Below are 16,544 nucleotides of genomic sequence, written 5' to 3' on the forward strand. Positions count from 1 at the left end.
GAGCTGGCTGCGGCCCAATTGGTGCTTAGAGGCGCTGCTGCAGCCACTCCAGCCGAACCATCTCGTGCAGGGCGCCGCCGCCCTCATGATCGTTGAACTCGTAGTCACGAATGGTCTTCTCGCCAGCGTAGGCATTGTAGGCAGCATAAACGGTTGAGGGCGGGCAAACAGTGTCCATGAGGCCTGCAGATAACAGCGCCGGCGCCGTTGCGCGTGCTGCAAAGCACACTCCGTCGAAGTAGGAGAGCGTGGCAAACACCTGCTCCACCTTGTCCCGGTGCATGGCCAGGAAACGAGCGATCTCGCCATAGGGATCGCGCGCGGCGATCCGCACTGCTCGCGGAAAGTCGCAGAGAAATGGCACGTCAGGCGCGGCCAACTGCACCCTCCGGTCGAGACCGGCTACGGCAAGAGCAATGCCACCGCCTTGGCTGCCACCGATCACGGCCAGCCGCTCAGGATCGACCGCCTCGTGCACCAGGAGGGAGTCGATGGCGCGGACGGCATCGGTGAAGACGCGTCGGTAGTAGTAATCGTGCTTGTCGAGGATGCCCTTGGTCATCACGCCGGGAACTTGCGGAGCACTGCCCACCGGGTCGGCGGTGTCGCCAAGGCTCCAGCCGCTTCCTTGCCCACGGGTGTCCATGCGGAAGTAGGCAAAACCAGAAACAGCATAGTGCAGCATTTCATGAGCCATGCCGCGTCCGCCGCCATAGCCGACATATTGTACCACTAGCGGCAGACGACCCTGACGCTGGCGCGGCAGTTGCAGCCAACCCTTTATTGGGTGTCCACCAAACCCGGGGAAGGTTACATCGAAGACTTCTACAAGATGGAGGGGAGAGGGAACGGCCCGGAAGACCGCTGTTCCGCTGTGTGCACGAGCCTCGCTCAGGGTTGCGTCCCAGAACGCGTCGAAGTCTTGCGGCGTCTCGACCGTGCTGCGGTAACTTCCGAGGGCGGGATGGGTAAGGTCGTTGAAGGGCATGAATACAGTCGATCAGGATGAAAACAAAGGCGCTGCCCCAAAAGGAGCAGCGCCCTGACGCTAAGGTTCTTTGCCGCCGAAGTCACGGCTATGTTCGGTGCGTCGGCACGTTCCCGGAGACGCTAGTGCCCGAGACCGACCTCGACGCCCATCGTTGCGTCACTACGCGTCGGACGAGCGGGCGCTTTGGCCTTTTCCCGTAGCGCGGACGCGAAGGAGGGAATGGTTCGCGCGAGGCCTTCAGCCAAGGGGATCTGTGGCTGCCAACCGAGCAGGGCCTTGGCGCGGCTGATGTCGGGACGGCGGCGCTGTGGATCGTCCACTGGAAGTGGCTTGTGAACGATTTCCGAGGAGGTGGTGATCATCGAAAGGACCATCTCGGCCAGTTCATTGATGGTAAACTCACCAGGGTTGCCGATGTTGACCGGGACGCCAGGATTGGGGTCCACATTCATGAGCTTTATAAGGCCGTCCACGAGGTCTGCCACATAGCAGAAGGAGCGTGTCTGGTCGCCCGTGCCATAGATGGTGAGGGCATCGTTGCGGAGTGCTTGCACGATCAAATTGGAGACGATCCGACCGTCATCCGGGCTCATGCGCGGGCCGTAGGTATTGAAGATGCGCACCACCCGGGCATCCACGCGTCCGGCCCGCAGCATATCAAAGCACAAGGCTTCGGCAGCGCGCTTGCCTTCGTCATAACAGGCGCGCGGACCCGTGCAGTTGACGTGTCCCCAATAGTCTTCCTGCTGGGGATGCTGCTCGGGATCGCCATAAACCTCGCTGGTGGAGGCTTGGAGGAACGCCGCCTCGTTGCGCTGCGCCAGCCGCAGCAGATTGGTGGTGCCCAGCACACTCGTCAACATGGTGTGCACCGGATCTGCCTGATATTGCGGCGGTGAGGCGGGGCAGGCGAGATTATAAATCTGATCCAGCGGTTCATCCACGCTCAGCGGCTGGCAGATATCTGCCTCGATCAACTCGAAATTGGGATGGTTGCGCAGGGGCATCACATTACGGATCGATCCGGTCTGGAAGTTGTCCACACAGATCACGCGGTGACCCTGCTCCAAGAGAGTGTCGCAGAGGTGAGAGCCAACGAAGCCTGCGCCTCCCGCCACGAGGATCGTTTTGTTTGGGACTGCGGCGAAGTGTATTGTCATTGTTATCCTCGCTTCTGTTCAAACGGCCGTGCGCAGCCGTTGGCGGTGTTGGTCCAGCGCTAGGAGGAGGTCGCGAGCACGCTCAGTGCCGGTGTGGCCCTCCATCACGCGTTGGTACGCAGCGCCCGCCAGCGCCGCGCGTTTTTCCTTTGAGGTTGAGCACAGCGCTGCGACGACATCGTCGCTGCTCTGGGCAATCGTGATCGCCTCACCCTCTGGGAAAAAGTCGGTGAGCCCGTCCCAGTGATCGCTGATCACCGGAGTGCGGCATGCCGCGGCTTCGAACAGGCGTACGCTGGGTGACCAGCCCGCCGCGATCATGTCGGCGCGGGTGACGTTGAGGGTGAAGCGTTGGCGGCTGTAGAAGGAGGCATGCTCGGCCGGCGGCAGGTGCTCGATGCGTTCTACGTTTTCCGGCCAGTCGATCTCGGCGGGATATTGTGGTCCCGCAACCACGAACCGCATCTGCGGCAGGCGCCGGGCAGGCTCGATCAGGAGCCTTTCCAGAACCGGCTGCCGATCTGGACTATAGGTGCCGAGATAGCCCAGGTCCCAATGCTCCAGCTCCCCAGTGTTCTGGTAACGTTTGGCGTCTACCGAGCAATAGAGCGGCAGGGCGGCACGCGCGCCGTATTGCTGCTCCAGGCGATCAAGCACCGGACCGCCGGAGAAGGAGAAGTAGATGTCAAAAATCGGGATCTGCCGCCGAGCCAGATATTCTTCATCGCCACGTTCGAGCTTGGCCAAGGTGACCGGTGTGTCGATGTCGTAGAAGCAGAGCACTTGGGGCTCCAATGCCGCTACGGCGTCAATCGTCGCCACCCCTTCAGGGACGTAAGAGCCGATCATTACCGCATCGGCAGCCTGCAAAGTCGGGCCGAAGCGCTCCGCCAAATCTTCAAGGCTCGTGAAGTATTCCAGCTCGCAGAAATCGGGATCTGGCAGGTCGCGATTGCTGGCGTACCAAGGCACGTCGCGCTCGAGAAAGAGCACACGGCTACCTTGCGCCTTGAGGCCACGCAGGAGCGCCCGAAAGGTCGTGGCGTGCCCGTTGCCCCAGGATGATGAAAGGCTGAGGCCGATGACGACGAGGTCATAGGACTGGTTCATTCAGCGGCCTCCATCGACGAGCGCACCCGATCGCGGAAGATGCGGTCCGCCTCCTCGGCCCGATGGGTATAGGTGTGTTCCCGTAAGACCCGGTCGAGCGCTGCCTTGCCGATAGTCTGTGCACGCTCTGGCGTGAGTGCAGCGAGATGATCGGCGACGTCCTGACCATCGCGGGCGACAAGCACTTCTGTGTTCGGTTCAAGGAACAGCTCAATGCCTTCCCAGTAGTCGGTGATGAGGCAGGCGCCAGCCCCGGCAGCCTCGAACACACGCGTGGCGGGGGAGAAGCCATTCTCCGCCATGCTCTCGCGCGAAATGTTTAGCACCGCCTTGGGCGTAACATTGAAGGCATTGTGGTCGCCCGTGCCGACATGGCCAACATAGGAGACGTTGGCTGGCATGGATTTATCGCCCCAGCCGGAACCACCCAGCAGAAAACGCTGCAGCGGAGTACGGGTAGCCGGCTCAAGAAAGAAGTGTTCAACGCGCGCTTCGCGATCGGGCAGGCGATTGCCTAGGAAGCCCAAGTCGCCGCGGAACCGAATATTGGGCGCCACGGGATGGTGGGTCTCTGGATCAAGGGCGTTGTAAATAGGAATGCACTCGCTTGCGCCCAGTTCACGATAGGCATGGACGACCGGATCTCCGCCACCATAGGTGAGAACCAGATCGATGCCTTGCAATGCCCGGCGCAGTGGGTGTTCAGGGGCGGCGCGCAGCTCAGCCAGGGTCGCTGGCGCGTCGACGTCCCAGAAAATCTTCAACGCTCCAGGTCGGCAGGCGCGCAGCACCTCTTCGAGCAACAGATCATCCTCGAAGCCGACGCCGCTAGCTTTGACCACAATGTCCGCTTCGACGGCGTGGGCTGCCACTTCCTTGAGCGTCTGGACGGTGCCCTTGTAGACCACCACCTTGCACCAGCCTGGTGGATCGATGTCACGGTTCTTCTGCCGATCATAGACGTCAGGCTCATAGAAGGTGATGTCGTATCCCTTGGCGCTTAGGGCCCGCAGCATGCCGCGATAGTAGGTTGCGGCTCCATTCCAATAGGCGGAGAGCAGGCTCGATCCATAAAAGGCGATCTTCATTTCGCGGCCTCCGCATTTGCGAGTTGATCTGTGACTTGGGTGGTGCCGACCTGCTTAAGAACCGTCAGCAGTTCATCGACCCTGTGCCGGCAGGTGTGCCGGGCCCTGATGGTCTCGAGGCCGGCGGCGATCAGCGCGTCAGCGCGACCATGATCTGAGAGCAACTCCTGGAGAAGCGCCTGCATCTCCAAGCCATTCCTGGCGAAGAGAAAGTCCTGTCCCGGGCGGAAGAGGCTTTCGGCATCATCCCAGGGCGCTGAGATCAACGGAATGCCGCTCGCCAGTGCCTCAAACATTCGAATTGTGGGGATGCCGGGGAGCGACTCCACATAGGGTCGACGAGGGATGTGCATGGTGACGCGATGCTGGGCGAAAGCCTTGGGCGCGTCGGCGTTGGCGATCCAGCCCTGGTAGTCGAGTCCGGCGGTTCCAAGCGCGTCGATTGCGGCGTCTGGATAGCGCACGCCGCGCACCGTGCCGATGAGCTGCAGCGCGGCCGCCGGCTCAATCAGGAACTCGGCAATTTCAGCAGTGCGCTCGTCGTCGCCCCAATTGCCGATCCAGATCAGGTCCTTCTCGCGTGCAATTTCTGGATGAGGCTGGAAGAGGATGTCGTCGGCAGCTTCATGCCAGGTGAATACCTGCTTGCCCCACCCGGCGCGGAGATAGCGCTGCCGCAGCGTTTCGCCGAACGCGAGCACGCCATCATAGTCACTGAGGTCCATCCCGCCGATGTCCTGCTCGGCGGAAACCGCACGATGGTGGGTGTCGTGGAAGAGGAGGGTGAAGCGAGCGCCGTCGCGGCGCATACGCCCGATGCGGGCAATCAGTGCGGGGTCGGTCCACTCGTGCACCAACACCACATCGGCGTCGGCTAGCGCTGCCTCGTGGTCGAAATCGGCCCCATAGCGCTGCGAGCAAAGCTCGGGAAAGTCATTGCGAAAGCGCTCAACGGCGGCGGGACCTTGCGTCTGGAGGAGGTTCTCTCGGCTCCAGGCGTCGATTGGCTCAAGTGCGGTGGCCTTGTACCCGCGTCGCAGCAGGTCGCGCATGACGCCACGCAGGAAATGGGCGTTGCCGTGGTTCCAGTCCGACACGAGAGAATGGGTGTAAAAGACAAATCGCATCGCCAGACCTCAGGCCGTTCGTACTACTGGATTGGGCTGCAGCAGGTGGTCATAGACGTCCTGCATGGCCTGGGACTGGGCGGCGAGAGTGTAGCGGCCAGCGCGATGCTGCGCTTTGGCGGCGAGGTCTGCCCTGAGGGTCGCATCATTGGCCAGCGTGTTGATGGCTGCCGCGAACGCCTCAGGATCATTGCAGGCCGCGAACAATGCGGCACCCTCCCAAAGCTCTCGGTAGGTGGGATTGTCGGCGAGCACCAAGGCCGCGCCGGCGCCCGCTGCCTCCAGGGGCGCCAAGCCGAAGGGCTCATAAAGCGAGGGTGACGCCACAATGGCGGCTTTGCCCATCCACTCCATCACCTCACCATGCGGGAGTTCCCCGAGGAGGTCGGCGTGGTGAAACTCTCGAGATTGCCCGTTTGGCCCCCTGGTGGCGCCAGCCATGGTTATGGGCCAAGTCGCGTGCTCTGCTGCTTGGTCCAGAACGGCGCCATTCTTGCCGTCATCCCACCAGCGGCCTGCAGCGAAGACCACAGGATCTTTGTTTGAAGAGCCTGATGCGAGGGTCGCACCATTGTAGACAACGTTGAGTGCAGGGATTGCGCCGTAGCTCTTCCGCAACATCGCGGCATGGGCATTGCTCGGCGCGATCACGGCATCAGCGGCATCGAAGCCCGCTTGATTGCGGCGTTGCTGCCACTGCCAGTCCGCTGGAACTCCGCTCTGCCGCACCGCAGCAAACCATGTGACCACGCAGGAATGCGACACGACCAGTACGGGAACACTGAGGCTCAGCCCTGCCGCCTGGGACGGCAGGTTAAGATGGACCAGATCGATGTCGCGTTGGTCAACCAGTTGCTCGAGGAGAGCGGGAATGCGGTCGAGTTCGGCTTCGTGCTGCGTCGTCCAATCGAGTGGCGCATCGAACCAGGCAAGTTCTCCCAACCCTTTCGCCTCTGCCTTCTGGGCAGGGGAGGGCGCAGGGCCGAAACCGGCGAACACGAACTCATAGCCATGCGGTCGCATCGCTCCTGCCAAATCCATGGCATAGCGCCACACGCCCCCCACCGCGTCGACTGTCATGAGAATGCGCGGGGTGTGCGTTAGGGCCAATGTCGAAGAGGTATGCGGGCTGGGGAGCGGGACGGACAGTCCAATCATGCGCTTACCCTTTGGGCAGCATCACGCCGGCCGAACCGTTCCGCTGCCAGCCAGTCGGCAAGGTCACGAAGCCCATCGCGCCAGCTGATTTTGGCTTTCCAACCCAAATCGGTTTCAAGGCGCCCGGTGTCGGCGACGAAGTAGAGTTGGTCGCCCTCGCGCCAATCAGCGTGCGTGACTGGCACGGCATGGCCAACAATCTGCTCGATCTCCGCCAGCACCATGTTGAGGCTGACAGCATTGCGTGGTCCGCCTCCGAGATTGAAGGCACGGCCCTTGAGCCAATCGATGTTGTCGAGCACCGCAAGATAAGCCGCGATTGCATCACTGACATGCAGCACATCGCGCACCTGCTTGCCGTCACCATAGAGGGTCACTGGCTGGTTTTGCAGCGCCCGGATCAGGAAATGGGCCACCCAACCCTGGTCCTCTGTCCCGAACTGGCGGGGCCCATAGATGCAGCTCATCCGCAGCACAGCCGTAGGAATGCCATAGGAGTTCGAATAATCGAGCACATACTGATCGGCCACGCCCTTGGAGCAGCCATAGGGGGTGCAGAAGTCGAGCTTGCGTTCCTCGCTCACGCCCCGCGCGCGCATCAAGTCATCGGCGGGCATGTGCCGACCGTCTCGATCGACGAGCCGCATATCGGCCAGGCCGCCATAGACTTTGTTGGTGCTCGAAAAGATCACTGGTGCGTTGGTGCGAGCCTTGCGCACGGCTTCCAGAACATTGAGCGTGCCCCGGCCATTCACCTCGAAATCGTCCAAGGGGTCGACAAGGCTTGTGGTGACGGCGGTCTGGGCGGCGAGGTGAAAGACCGCACTTGCTTGGGCGATCACCGGGTCAATGCTGGCGGCATCGCGAATGTCGGCAGCGACTTCGCGCACCTTGCTCCCATGCTTGGCTTGCAACCACTCAAGGTTCTGCTTCACGCCCGGGCGGCTGAAATTGTCGAGGATGACCACATCATTCCCGGAACTCAGCAGAGCATCCGCGAGATTGGAGCCGATGAACCCGGAGCCACCGGTTATGACGACGGGCCCGCCCCTGGCCGGTCGGGAAGTCGTTGAGGTCATGATACCAGACCCCGCTCCTCCAGCTGGCGCTTCATCTCGGCACCTCGGTCCACCGCCTGGGCTTGGCGAACCCAATCGGCCAGTTCGCCGAGCGAATCCTCGAGGCGGTGCTTGGGCTCAAAGCCCAAAAGATCGCGCGCCTTGGAGATGTCGGCATAGCAGTTACGGATGTCGCCAGAACGGGCCTTGTTCATGATGTCCGGCGATACTTCGGGCATGCCCATGGCCGCGGCCAACATGGTGGCCACTTCGGTGATGGTATAAGCGTTGCCGCTACCCACATTGATGACATGGCCGGCGGCCGATTTCTGTTCCAGTGCAAGGCGGAAAGCCCGGGCGACATCGCGAACATGGACGAAGTCGCGCCGTTGCTGGCCGTCTTCGAAGATCATCGGCGGCTGACCGTTGATCAGGCGCGAGGCGAAATTGGCCAGCACACCGGTATAGGGATTGGAGAGCGCTTGACCCGGACCGAAGACGTTGAAAAGTCGCAGGGCGACCGCATCCACGCCATAGGCATCGCCGTAGATCAGCACCGACTTTTCTTGTGCATATTTGGTCAGAGCGTAGATGGATGCGAGGTCGACAGGCTTCTGCTCGTCGGTGGGAATTGGCGATAATTGCTCTTCGTTGGGGCCGGTCGGGTCCCACTGCCCGGCCTTGATACTCGTCTGCCGCCGGCGAACGGCGCTGAAGCGCTCACCATTATCGCCTTGGTAGAGCCCTTCACCATAGACGCTCATGGAGGAGGCCACCACGATGCGCTTGATCGGTTGACCGATCATGGCTTCTAAGAGAACAGCGGTGCCGAGATCATTGCCTCCCACATAGCGAGCAATCTCGTACATCGACTGGCCAACACCGACTTCAGCTGCCAGGTGGATGACGCCGTCGATGTCCTTAAGGGCATCGGATACGACTGCCTTGTCGCGGACATCAGCGCGGATGAGTTCTACGCCCTCGGCAATGCTGGGGGCTGTATCACCATGGACCTGATCGACAAGGCTATCGAGAACACGAACCTTGTAGCCTTGGGAGAGCAGTTCCTCAGTGACATAGCGGCCGATAAAACCGCAGCCACCCGTGACGAGAACATGTTTCATTCTGCACCTGACGCTAGGATGTAAGTACCTGCATCAGGAAGTCTGGAGTAAACGCACAGTTCCCTGTTCTGTGCTGCTGCCACGAAAGCAGTTGTGATCGAACCTTCCGCGCAAACTACCTTGGGAGCGGCGAAACTCAAGGAATCTGCATGGCTTGCGCTGTTGAGACCGCCTGAACGCTGCAAGGGCATGGGCACAACGGTCTGCCGCAAACTTATCATGAGTTAACCCCATCGCCCCCCTGGTCCCCCACATGAATGAGTCCAAGGTTGAGCGGGTGCCCTAAACTGCCGGCTACCGACGAGACGCTGGGCGCCATGCTCTTCTGGCTCACGGAGGTCTGTCAGCAGGAACCCCGAAGGCGATATGCAAGTTGCAGAGGGAGAAGATGGTTGCCGGTTTCGGCAGATCAGCTGAAGCGTCCAAGCAGGAGATCGTTATGAGCAGTGCGCAAACCACCACCAATCACGAGGAGATCCGGAGTTGGGCGGAGGCGCGCGACGGTCACCCGGCAATGGTTGACACCAAGGGAGACGGCGGCATTCTGCGCATCGACTTCGGTGAACCCGAGGAAAACCTGACCAAAATTTCCTGGGGCCAGTTCTTCGAGATTTTCGACAGTAACAATCTTGCCTTTCTCTATCAGGACAAAACCAGCGATGGTGGGACCAGCCGGTTCAACAAGTTCGTTGAGCGGGAATAGAGAAAGGCTGCCATAATGAATGTTGCCGTTGTCAAACCCGCTGTCATGCAGGCAGCGGTAGTCACCGGGCCTGGGGCAGTGGTGGTGGAAAGCCGTCCACTACCGGAGCCGGGCGCAGGCCAGGTGCGGGTGCGTCTGGAAGGTTGCGGGGTCTGCGCCTCCAACCTTACCCCCTGGGCTGGCCCGGAATGGATGAAGTTTCCCACCGAACCTGGCGGGCTCGGGCACGAAGGCTGGGGCATCATTGATGCAGTAGGGGAGGACGTTGCGGAGTTCGCCATCGGTGACCGCGTCGCGGCACTTTCCTATCACAGCTATGCCACCCACGACATTGCCGAAGCCGATGCCGTGGTGAAGCTGCCAGACGAACTTGCAGGCATGCCTTTTCCCGGTGAGCCGCTCGGCTGCGCCATGAACATATTCAAGCGGGCCGACATCCAAGCTGGCCAGACTGTCGCAATCGTCGGCATCGGCTTCCTGGGCGCATTGCTGACACAACTCGCCGTCAAGGCGGGTGCGCGGGTGATTGCCGTCGCTCGGCGCCCCTTCGCGCTGGAACTCGCAAAGAAAGCGGGCGCCGCCGAGGTGATTGCGATGAACGATCAATGGGAGATCATAGAGCAGGTAAAGCAACTGACCGGTGGCCGCTTCTGTGACCGCGTCATCGAAGCCGTTGGCAAGCAGTGGCCGCTCGACCTGGCCGCGGAACTGACCATGGAGCGCGGCAAATTGATCATTGCTGGGTATCATCAGGACGGACCGCGGCAGATCAACATGCAGATGTGGAACTGGCGTGGCCTTGACGTGATCAACGCCCATGAGCGCGATCCGAAGATTTACATCCAGGGGATCCGGGATGCCATTGAAGCCGTGCAGGAGGGGCGCCTTGATGCCAGTGCACTCTACACGCACACCTACCGGCTCGATCAGCTCGATGAGGCACTCAATGCCACACGCGACCGGCCCGACGGGTTCATGAAGGCGCTGGTCCTCTACCCCTGAGCCTGGCTTGGCGCATTGCAGACCGCGTCAGCCAGCGTCTTCCGCCACATCAGAGGCGGGGCCCCTCTTTCTTCTACGAGTATGCGTTTGTCCAAGATTGGCGTTCTGACCTTCCACCGCTGCATCAACTATGGTTCCTACTGGCAGGCCAGGTGCTTGGTGGAAGGGTTACAGGCGCGCGGGCACGATGCAGTCTTGCTGGATCATCATTCGGCTGCGGTAAACAGGGATGAGTGGCGGGTCGCGCTGTGGCCGGACCGCTTCCAGGCCAATACAGGTGATCAGCGGCAGATCTACGCTATTAAGGCCCGCAAGTTTTTCGCCGCATTTGACGGGCTGCCACTGTCCAAGCCGTTCCCCCTAGATGGCACGCCGGAGGAGCCGTTCGACTATGTGGTCGTCGGTAGCGATGAGGTGTGGAACCTGCAGCACCCCTGGTATGGTGGCGAGCCGCTGTTCTGGGGCGAAGGACTTGCCGCTCGTCGCGTCTCCTATGCCGCCAGTTTCGGTAGCCAGTCCGCGGAAGCGGGGCTGAGTAGCGTCTGGGCAGAGCGGTTGCAGCACTTCGACGCCATCTCCGTGCGCGATGAGAATTCGCGGCGGCTGGTGACGGGGGCCACAGGGGAAGATCCGCCGTTGGTGCTTGATCCGTGTCTAAAATTTCCCGAGCTTATCGTCTCTTCAGCCAATCTGCCGGAGCGGGAAAGCTATGTTGCCGTTTACGGGCACGGCTTTCCAGATTGGTTTACAGATGCAGTTCGGCGCTGGGCCAGCGACGTGGGGCATAGTCTGGTCAGCATCGGTTATCGCAACGACTGGGCAGACGAACAGTGGATCGACGCGGGGCCCGACGAGTTCGCCGCGTTCATGGCGGCGTCGAGCGCCGTCGTGACTAACTTCTTTCATGGCTGCGTGTTCGCGCTGTTGAACGGCAAGCCCTTGGCCACCGCCCCGTCCAACTACCGGTTCAACAAGGTTCGCGATCTGACAACGGCGCTCGGAGCGCAGCGGCACATGGTGTCAGCTGAAACTCCCGACGAGACCTATGCGGCCATTCTGGGCGATGCCCCTGACCCCGCAATTGCGCGTAACATTTCCCGCCTCAGGGCGCAGTCTAACAGTTTCCTTGATGCCGTCCTCTCCTGAAGCGATCAGCCCCAAGCAGGTTATTTCCAGCGGCCTCTGCATCGGCTGCGGCAGTTGCGTAGGGCAGTTGGCTGGCGGCGACGCGAAGATGGCGCTCAACCGCTATGGGCAGTTCGAGCCGAGTGGGTCTGAGGCTTGGCTCAACGGCAAAAGCCAAGCCATGGCGCAAATCTGCCCATTCTCCCCCCGGGCTACCGATGAAGACCACTTGGCTGAGGTTCGCTTTCCAACAGCTCCGTCATTGGACGCCCGGTTAGGGCGCTTTGAAGGGAACTACGTCGGAGCGGTGGCTGAGGAAGACTACCGCGCCAATGGCAGTTCAGGAGGGATGGTCACCTGGGTAGCAGCCGAATTGTTGCGACAGGGGTTGGTCGATGGGGTCGCGCATGTTGGGCCGACCCCCGACAGTGACGGCTTTTTTGGGTACCGGATTTCCCGAACGCTGGACGAGCTGTGCTCGGGTGCCAAGTCGCGCTACTATCCGGTCGAACTCTCGGGCGTGATCGAAACGATCCGCAACGAGCCGGGTCGCTACGCCGTTGTTGGCATTCCCTGCTTCATCAAGGCCATCAGCCTGCTGCGCCAGACCGATCCCGTTCTGCAGGAGCGGATCACCCACACGCTGGGACTCTTTTGCGGACACATGAAGAGCGCCCGGCTGGTGGAGAGTTTTGCCTGGCAGCTAGGCGTCGATATCGATGCGGTTGCCCAGCCTGAATATCGGCTGAAAAACCCAGAGCGACCAGCGAACTGGTATACAGCCCATCTGGCTCTCAAGGACGGCACAACGCGCCAGCAGGATTGGTGGCATCTTTGTGACGGCGACTGGGGAGCGGGATTCTTCATGAGCTCGGCATGCAATTTCTGCGACGACGTCATGGCGGAAACGGCCGATATTGCCTTCGGTGATGCATGGGTGGAGCCCTATTCCTCGGATGGCAGGGGCACCAACGTGGTGATCGTTCGTTCGCCTGAACTCCATGGGCTGGTGGAGAGCGCCATGGCGCATGGCCGGCTCGAGCTCGAGGCGGTGGATGCGGAGTTCATTGCCCACACCCAGGCAGCCGGTTTGCGGCAGCGTCGCGAAGGCCTCGCCTATCGCCTGACATGGTTGCGGGCCGGCTTGCGTCCACGCAAGCGGGTGAAGCCGAGCAACGCGCTTCCGCTGCGACGTAAAGCGATCTATCGCATGCGTTACGGGATCAGCGCCTGGAGCCATCGCGTGTTCTGGGCGGCGCGAAAGCTGCAGAAGCCCAATATCTATATCCGCTGGGGTCATCAGGCGCTCAGCGCCTATCAGGGGCTTACTTATGGTCGCGGCTGGATCGGCAAATTGGTGAGCCGCCTCGGCCTGTCGGGCCGAGACGGCTGAAGGATCAGACTACCAATCGCTGGGGGGAGGCGTTCGCCGCCGACGAATTGGTCGTCGCCGGAGCGTAGCGCTCGATCATCTGGGCGCAGAATGCTGCGAACTCCTCAGGCACCTGAGGCGCACTGGTGTGGTGTGGAGCGATGCCACGATGTTCCGGCGTGAAGCAGAAGGTCACCGTAACGTCGAAATCTTCGAGCGCTTCCATCTGCCGGTCGAACCAGTCCAGCGCGTTCGGACGGAAGCTGTCCGCCCAGGAAAGCCCGGTGCGTAGATAGGTTACTCCCAGGCGTTTCAACCATGCGACGGCATTGTCTAGCCGGTGATCCTCGTAGTGGAACCACTGCACCAGCCCCATGTCGGGCGTATGCTTCCGGAACTCCTCCAGAGCTGGCTTGGGCGAGCCGTCCTCACGCAAGAGGCCCATATAGAAGTGCCGATAATAGCTCGACCCCTCGGCCTCCCGGTGGCGGGTGGTCGCCTCCCAGGAGCTTGGTAGGTCGTAAAGGCTGTACCATTGAATGCGCTCGACCTTGCCCTTGAGCAGTTCGGCGGTGCGCTGCAGACCCCAGAGTTGGACCTCCTCGGCACCAAATGTCGAAACGCCGACTTCGCTGACCCAGATCGGCAGGTCGGTCACCGCACGGATTTCATCGATCTTGTTGGGCCAATCGTGGATTTGCCACAGGTTCCAATCGAGTGGGAAACCGTGCACGGCTACGGCATCGACCCGGTCGAGAACCCCATAGGCCTTCATCTTGTCCATGAAGCCGGCGTCGATCGGCGATATGCCTCCGAGCACCCTTTTGATCTCAGGGTTGGCAGACTTGATCGCATCGGTCGCAAGGCAGGCCATCTCACCAAACCGGACCCATTCAGGGTCGATCTCGGGATCCCAATGTGACTTGTTGTTGGGTTCGTTCCAGATCATGGCCGATTTGATCACGAGGCGGCTCCCTTGCTTGGATAGATGGGGGTGGCATAGTCCGAGCGCTGTGCGGCTCGGCAGATGTAAACTTCGGCTTCAGGGTGCGAGACGATCTCGAAACCCGAACTGCGCAGCATGGCTTCAACGCAGGCTGCATTGGGCACCCACCAATTGGTGGGATCGTCGGCATAGCGGTGCTCTATAAAGTGCATCTTCGGATAGCTGGGTTCGTCGAACAGCTCGACATCGGTGAAGGGGTAGTTTTCGGCTACTGGCTTCACCTCGCTGTTGCCCCGCTGCATGGATTGGAAAACCAGCAGATCTTTGGCCACGTGTTCACGGATGAGGTCTAGCGCAAGGAGGGGATGCCGCAGGTGATAGAGAACCCCCATGAAGATCACCACGTCGAACTGCTCTTGAAGCGAGCCAACGTCGTAAACTGACAGCTTGCGAAACTCGATATCAGCTTGCGCCACCTCTGCCGCAAATTTGGCCTGGTTGAGATAGACGTCGTCGAAATCGACGCCTAGCACCCGGTCGGCGCCGCGCTTCTTCATCTCGATCGAATAGAAACCGGCGTTGCAGCCAATATCGAGCACGGTCTTGCCCGTGAGGTCTGCCGGAATTGCGTCGGCAAACTTCCGCCATTTCATGTGCGGGTAGTCGCCCAGGAAATGGTTGGGTGCGGTGCGGACTCCTCCCAGATCGATATTGTGGAACCATGGGCCGAGAGCATCGACCTGCTTTTGTATCTCAGTGGTGGATAGACCCATTCGGCTGTCCTCTGCCTGTATGCTCATCAGTCGATGACCTCGTTGAGCTTGAGAAGCTTGGCGCCCCAATCGCCAAGTACGAGGGTGGTGATCGAAGCTGGTCCGACATCGAAGCGCGGCCACGCATCGATTGGGAGACCCAGAACGAAGCCTGCCGCCGTTTTGATGACATCGGCATGGCTGACCAGCACCAGGCGGCTATCCGGGTTGCTCCGGGCGAGTTCGAGCATGAAGTCGATCACCCGCTTCTGCACGTCCAGCATAGTCTCGCCGCCGGCTGCACGGGCGAGGCTCCGCGTGCTGTTCCAGGCGAGCCAAGCGGGATCTTTGTTCAGCACGTCAAATGTGTTGCCCGACCAAGGGCCGAAATCGACTTCGTCGAGCGCCTCACTGGTTTGGGCTGACGGGGTGCCGCAGGCCGAGGTGATGGCTGCTGCGGTTTGCTGCGTCCGCTCGCGCGGGCTGGCGTACACTGCGCTGAAACTCTCGCGCTTCATGCGCTGGCCGAGCCGCTCGGCTTGCGCCAGGCCATCCTTGCCCAGAACCACGCCCGGCTTGCGGCCAGCAAGGAAGCCGCCGACATTGTCATGTGCGGCGTGACGGACCAGATAGAACGTCGTGGTCACTCCGCCGCTTCTCCCAGCACTGGTTCGTCCAGCCCGGCGATGAAGTCCTCCGTGCGGCGACGGGCTTCGGCATCAGTGAATTGGCGCGGCGGTGACTTCATAAAGTAGCTGGAGGGGCCCACCAGCGCACCGCCGATACCGCGGTCTAGCGCCAGCTTGGCGCACCGCACCGCATCGATGACAACGCCCGCTGAGTTTGGCGAGTCCCAGACTTCGAGCTTGAGTTCGGCGCTGAGCGGCACGCCGCCGAAAGTGGTGCCCTCCAAACGGATATAGGCCCACTTGCGGTCGGTCAGCCATGGCACATGATCGCTCGGCCCGACATGGATGTTATCGGCTGCGAGAGGAACGTCGATCTGACTGGTCACTGCCTGGGTCTTGCTGATCTTTTTGGATTCCAGCCGATCCCGCTCCAGCATGTTGAGGAAGTCGGTGTTGCCGCCAAAATTGAGCTGATAGGTGCGGTCAATCTTGACCCCACGGTCGCGGAATAGATTGGCCAGCATGCGGTGCACGATGGTGGCGCCCACTTGGCTCTTGATGTCATCGCCAACGATCGGCAGGCCTGCATCGGCGAAACGCTGCTCCCATTCGGGCTTGGAGGCGATGAAGGCGGGAATACAGTTCACAAATCCACAACCGGCCTTGAGGGCCTGTTCGGCATAAAACTGCGTTGCCTCTTCCGACCCTACGGGGAGATAGGAGATCAGCACATCGGTGCCGCTGCGCCGCAATTCCTCGGCGACATCGGCTTCGGGTGCGTCCGACTCTAGCACCGCCTCTTGGAGGTAGCGCCCGATACCGTCCAGCGTTTTGCCGCGTGTTACTTTCACGCCAGTCTCTGCAACGTCCGCGAAGCGATGAGTATTGTTAGGCTGAGCATAGATCGCCTCGGCGACGTCCTTGCCCACCTTGTTGCCAGCAACGTCGAACGCCGAAGCGACCACGATATCGGAGACATGGTAGCCGCCCAAATTAACATGCATTAATCCTGGCACTGGCTCATTGCCGTCGGCATCACGGTAGTACGTCAGTCCTTGCACCAGCGAGGAGGCGCAGTTCCCCACGCCCACGATCCCGATCCGTACCTTCCGCTCTGCCATTGGTGACGCTCCATAGTTTCAATCTTGAGGGAGCAACGGAACCCACCGAGCTTTGTTCCTCCCGGGGCCGGAGCAAAG

Annotated in this window: 15 protein-coding genes and 1 pseudogene; 4 read left to right on the forward strand and 12 right to left on the reverse strand. The window is 61.0% G+C overall.

Going from position 1 to position 16,544, the window contains the following annotated elements:
• Positions 1 to 25 precede the first annotated feature (25 nt).
• From QOV41_RS05000 to QOV41_RS05035, 8 genes and pseudogenes are all read right to left on the reverse strand, one after another.
• Positions 26 to 988, reverse strand: a complete 963-nt coding sequence (locus tag QOV41_RS05000; RefSeq protein WP_284579939.1) for an acetylxylan esterase — start codon at positions 986 to 988, stop codon at positions 26 to 28.
• A 122-nt stretch (positions 989 to 1,110) separates the two neighbouring features.
• Positions 1,111 to 2,151, reverse strand: a complete 1,041-nt coding sequence (locus tag QOV41_RS05005; RefSeq protein WP_284579940.1) for a UDP-glucuronic acid decarboxylase family protein — start codon at positions 2,149 to 2,151, stop codon at positions 1,111 to 1,113.
• 18 nt (positions 2,152 to 2,169) lie between these two features.
• Entirely contained in the window at positions 2,170 to 3,261 is a 1,092-nt protein-coding gene (locus QOV41_RS05010) for a CgeB family protein (protein ID WP_284579941.1), read from the reverse strand.
• Positions 3,258 to 4,349 (reverse strand): CgeB family protein, encoded by a 1,092-nt coding sequence (locus QOV41_RS05015; protein WP_284579943.1) that lies wholly within the window; start codon positions 4,347 to 4,349, stop codon positions 3,258 to 3,260. Before QOV41_RS05015 ends, QOV41_RS05010 begins: the two co-directional genes overlap by 4 nt.
• Positions 4,346 to 5,476, reverse strand: a complete 1,131-nt coding sequence (locus QOV41_RS05020; protein WP_284579945.1) for a CgeB family protein — start codon at positions 5,474 to 5,476, stop codon at positions 4,346 to 4,348. The genes QOV41_RS05015 and QOV41_RS05020 overlap by 4 nt, the downstream gene beginning before the upstream one ends.
• 9 nt (positions 5,477 to 5,485) lie before the next feature.
• A complete protein-coding gene (locus QOV41_RS05025) occupies positions 5,486 to 6,634 on the reverse strand; it encodes a glycosyltransferase family 4 protein (RefSeq protein WP_350150633.1) in 1,149 nt (382 codons plus the stop codon).
• A pseudogene (locus QOV41_RS05030) lies at positions 6,631 to 7,701 on the reverse strand (SDR family NAD(P)-dependent oxidoreductase); the annotation flags it as partial. The gene QOV41_RS05025 and the pseudogene QOV41_RS05030, both read right to left, overlap by 4 nt.
• A gap of 8 nt (positions 7,702 to 7,709) precedes the next feature.
• On the reverse strand, positions 7,710 to 8,816 hold the full coding sequence (locus tag QOV41_RS05035; RefSeq protein ID WP_284579947.1) for an NAD-dependent epimerase/dehydratase family protein: 1,107 nt from the start codon (positions 8,814 to 8,816) through the stop codon (positions 7,710 to 7,712).
• Positions 8,817 to 9,255: 439 nt separating this feature from the next.
• On the opposite strand from QOV41_RS05035, the gene QOV41_RS05040 reads away from it, so the two are divergent.
• The 4 genes from QOV41_RS05040 to QOV41_RS05055 all read left to right on the forward strand — a co-directional run bounded on the left by QOV41_RS05040 (position 9,256) and on the right by QOV41_RS05055 (position 13,039).
• Complete coding sequence (locus tag QOV41_RS05040) at positions 9,256 to 9,519, forward strand: hypothetical protein (RefSeq protein WP_284579948.1); 264 nt, start codon at positions 9,256 to 9,258, stop codon at positions 9,517 to 9,519.
• Between the two features lie 15 nt (positions 9,520 to 9,534).
• Positions 9,535 to 10,521, forward strand: a complete 987-nt coding sequence (locus QOV41_RS05045) for an MDR/zinc-dependent alcohol dehydrogenase-like family protein (RefSeq protein WP_284579949.1) — start codon at positions 9,535 to 9,537, stop codon at positions 10,519 to 10,521.
• A gap of 87 nt (positions 10,522 to 10,608) precedes the next feature.
• Complete coding sequence (locus QOV41_RS05050) at positions 10,609 to 11,667, forward strand: polysaccharide pyruvyl transferase family protein (protein WP_284579950.1); 1,059 nt, start codon at positions 10,609 to 10,611, stop codon at positions 11,665 to 11,667.
• Complete coding sequence (locus QOV41_RS05055; RefSeq protein ID WP_284579951.1) at positions 11,651 to 13,039, forward strand: Coenzyme F420 hydrogenase/dehydrogenase, beta subunit C-terminal domain; 1,389 nt, start codon at positions 11,651 to 11,653, stop codon at positions 13,037 to 13,039. Before QOV41_RS05050 ends, QOV41_RS05055 begins: the two co-directional genes overlap by 17 nt.
• A 4-nt stretch (positions 13,040 to 13,043) precedes the next feature.
• On the opposite strand, the gene QOV41_RS05060 is transcribed toward QOV41_RS05055, so the two are convergent.
• From QOV41_RS05060 to QOV41_RS05075, 4 genes are read right to left on the reverse strand one after another with little or no spacing between them, the layout of a single operon-like run.
• Entirely contained in the window at positions 13,044 to 13,982 is a 939-nt protein-coding gene (locus QOV41_RS05060) for a glycoside hydrolase 5 family protein (RefSeq protein WP_284579952.1), read from the reverse strand.
• Positions 13,979 to 14,764, reverse strand: coding sequence for a TIGR04290 family methyltransferase (locus QOV41_RS05065; protein ID WP_284579953.1), 786 nt, complete (start codon positions 14,762 to 14,764; stop codon positions 13,979 to 13,981). The genes QOV41_RS05060 and QOV41_RS05065 overlap by 4 nt, the downstream gene beginning before the upstream one ends.
• Positions 14,764 to 15,363 (reverse strand): histidine phosphatase family protein, encoded by a 600-nt coding sequence (locus tag QOV41_RS05070; RefSeq protein WP_284579954.1) that lies wholly within the window; start codon positions 15,361 to 15,363, stop codon positions 14,764 to 14,766. Before QOV41_RS05070 ends, QOV41_RS05065 begins: the two co-directional genes overlap by 1 nt.
• On the reverse strand, positions 15,360 to 16,466 hold the full coding sequence (locus tag QOV41_RS05075) for an inositol-3-phosphate synthase (RefSeq protein WP_284579956.1): 1,107 nt from the start codon (positions 16,464 to 16,466) through the stop codon (positions 15,360 to 15,362). The genes QOV41_RS05070 and QOV41_RS05075 overlap by 4 nt, the downstream gene beginning before the upstream one ends.
• Positions 16,467 to 16,544: the final 78 nt, after the last annotated feature.

The organism is Devosia sp. RR2S18, assembly GCF_030177755.1.
GTDB classification, from domain to species: domain Bacteria; phylum Pseudomonadota; class Alphaproteobacteria; order Rhizobiales; family Devosiaceae; genus Devosia; species Devosia rhizosphaerae.

What these genes read in the sequence shown, in the direction of transcription:
- QOV41_RS05015 (WP_284579943.1), bottom strand. Translation starts at nt 4,349, where the DNA reads ATGAAGATCGCCTTTTATGGATCGAGCCTGCTCTCCGCCTATTGGAAT.
- QOV41_RS05000 (WP_284579939.1), bottom strand. Translation starts at nt 988, where the DNA reads ATGCCCTTCAACGACCTTACCCATCCCGCCCTCGGAAGTTACCGCAGC.
- QOV41_RS05065 (WP_284579953.1), bottom strand. Translation starts at nt 14,764, where the DNA reads ATGAGCATACAGGCAGAGGACAGCCGAATGGGTCTATCCACCACTGAG.
- QOV41_RS05040 (WP_284579948.1), top strand. Translation starts at nt 9,256, where the DNA reads ATGAGCAGTGCGCAAACCACCACCAATCACGAGGAGATCCGGAGTTGG.
- QOV41_RS05020 (WP_284579945.1), bottom strand. Translation starts at nt 5,476, where the DNA reads ATGCGATTTGTCTTTTACACCCATTCTCTCGTGTCGGACTGGAACCAC.
- QOV41_RS05010 (WP_284579941.1), bottom strand. Translation starts at nt 3,261, where the DNA reads ATGAACCAGTCCTATGACCTCGTCGTCATCGGCCTCAGCCTTTCATCA.
- QOV41_RS05025 (WP_350150633.1), bottom strand. Translation starts at nt 6,634, where the DNA reads ATGATTGGACTGTCCGTCCCGCTCCCCAGCCCGCATACCTCTTCGACA.
- QOV41_RS05045 (WP_284579949.1), top strand. Translation starts at nt 9,535, where the DNA reads ATGAATGTTGCCGTTGTCAAACCCGCTGTCATGCAGGCAGCGGTAGTC.
- QOV41_RS05055 (WP_284579951.1), top strand. Translation starts at nt 11,651, where the DNA reads ATGCCGTCCTCTCCTGAAGCGATCAGCCCCAAGCAGGTTATTTCCAGC.
- QOV41_RS05075 (WP_284579956.1), bottom strand. Translation starts at nt 16,466, where the DNA reads ATGGCAGAGCGGAAGGTACGGATCGGGATCGTGGGCGTGGGGAACTGC.
- QOV41_RS05035 (WP_284579947.1), bottom strand. Translation starts at nt 8,816, where the DNA reads ATGAAACATGTTCTCGTCACGGGTGGCTGCGGTTTTATCGGCCGCTAT.
- QOV41_RS05005 (WP_284579940.1), bottom strand. Translation starts at nt 2,151, where the DNA reads ATGACAATACACTTCGCCGCAGTCCCAAACAAAACGATCCTCGTGGCG.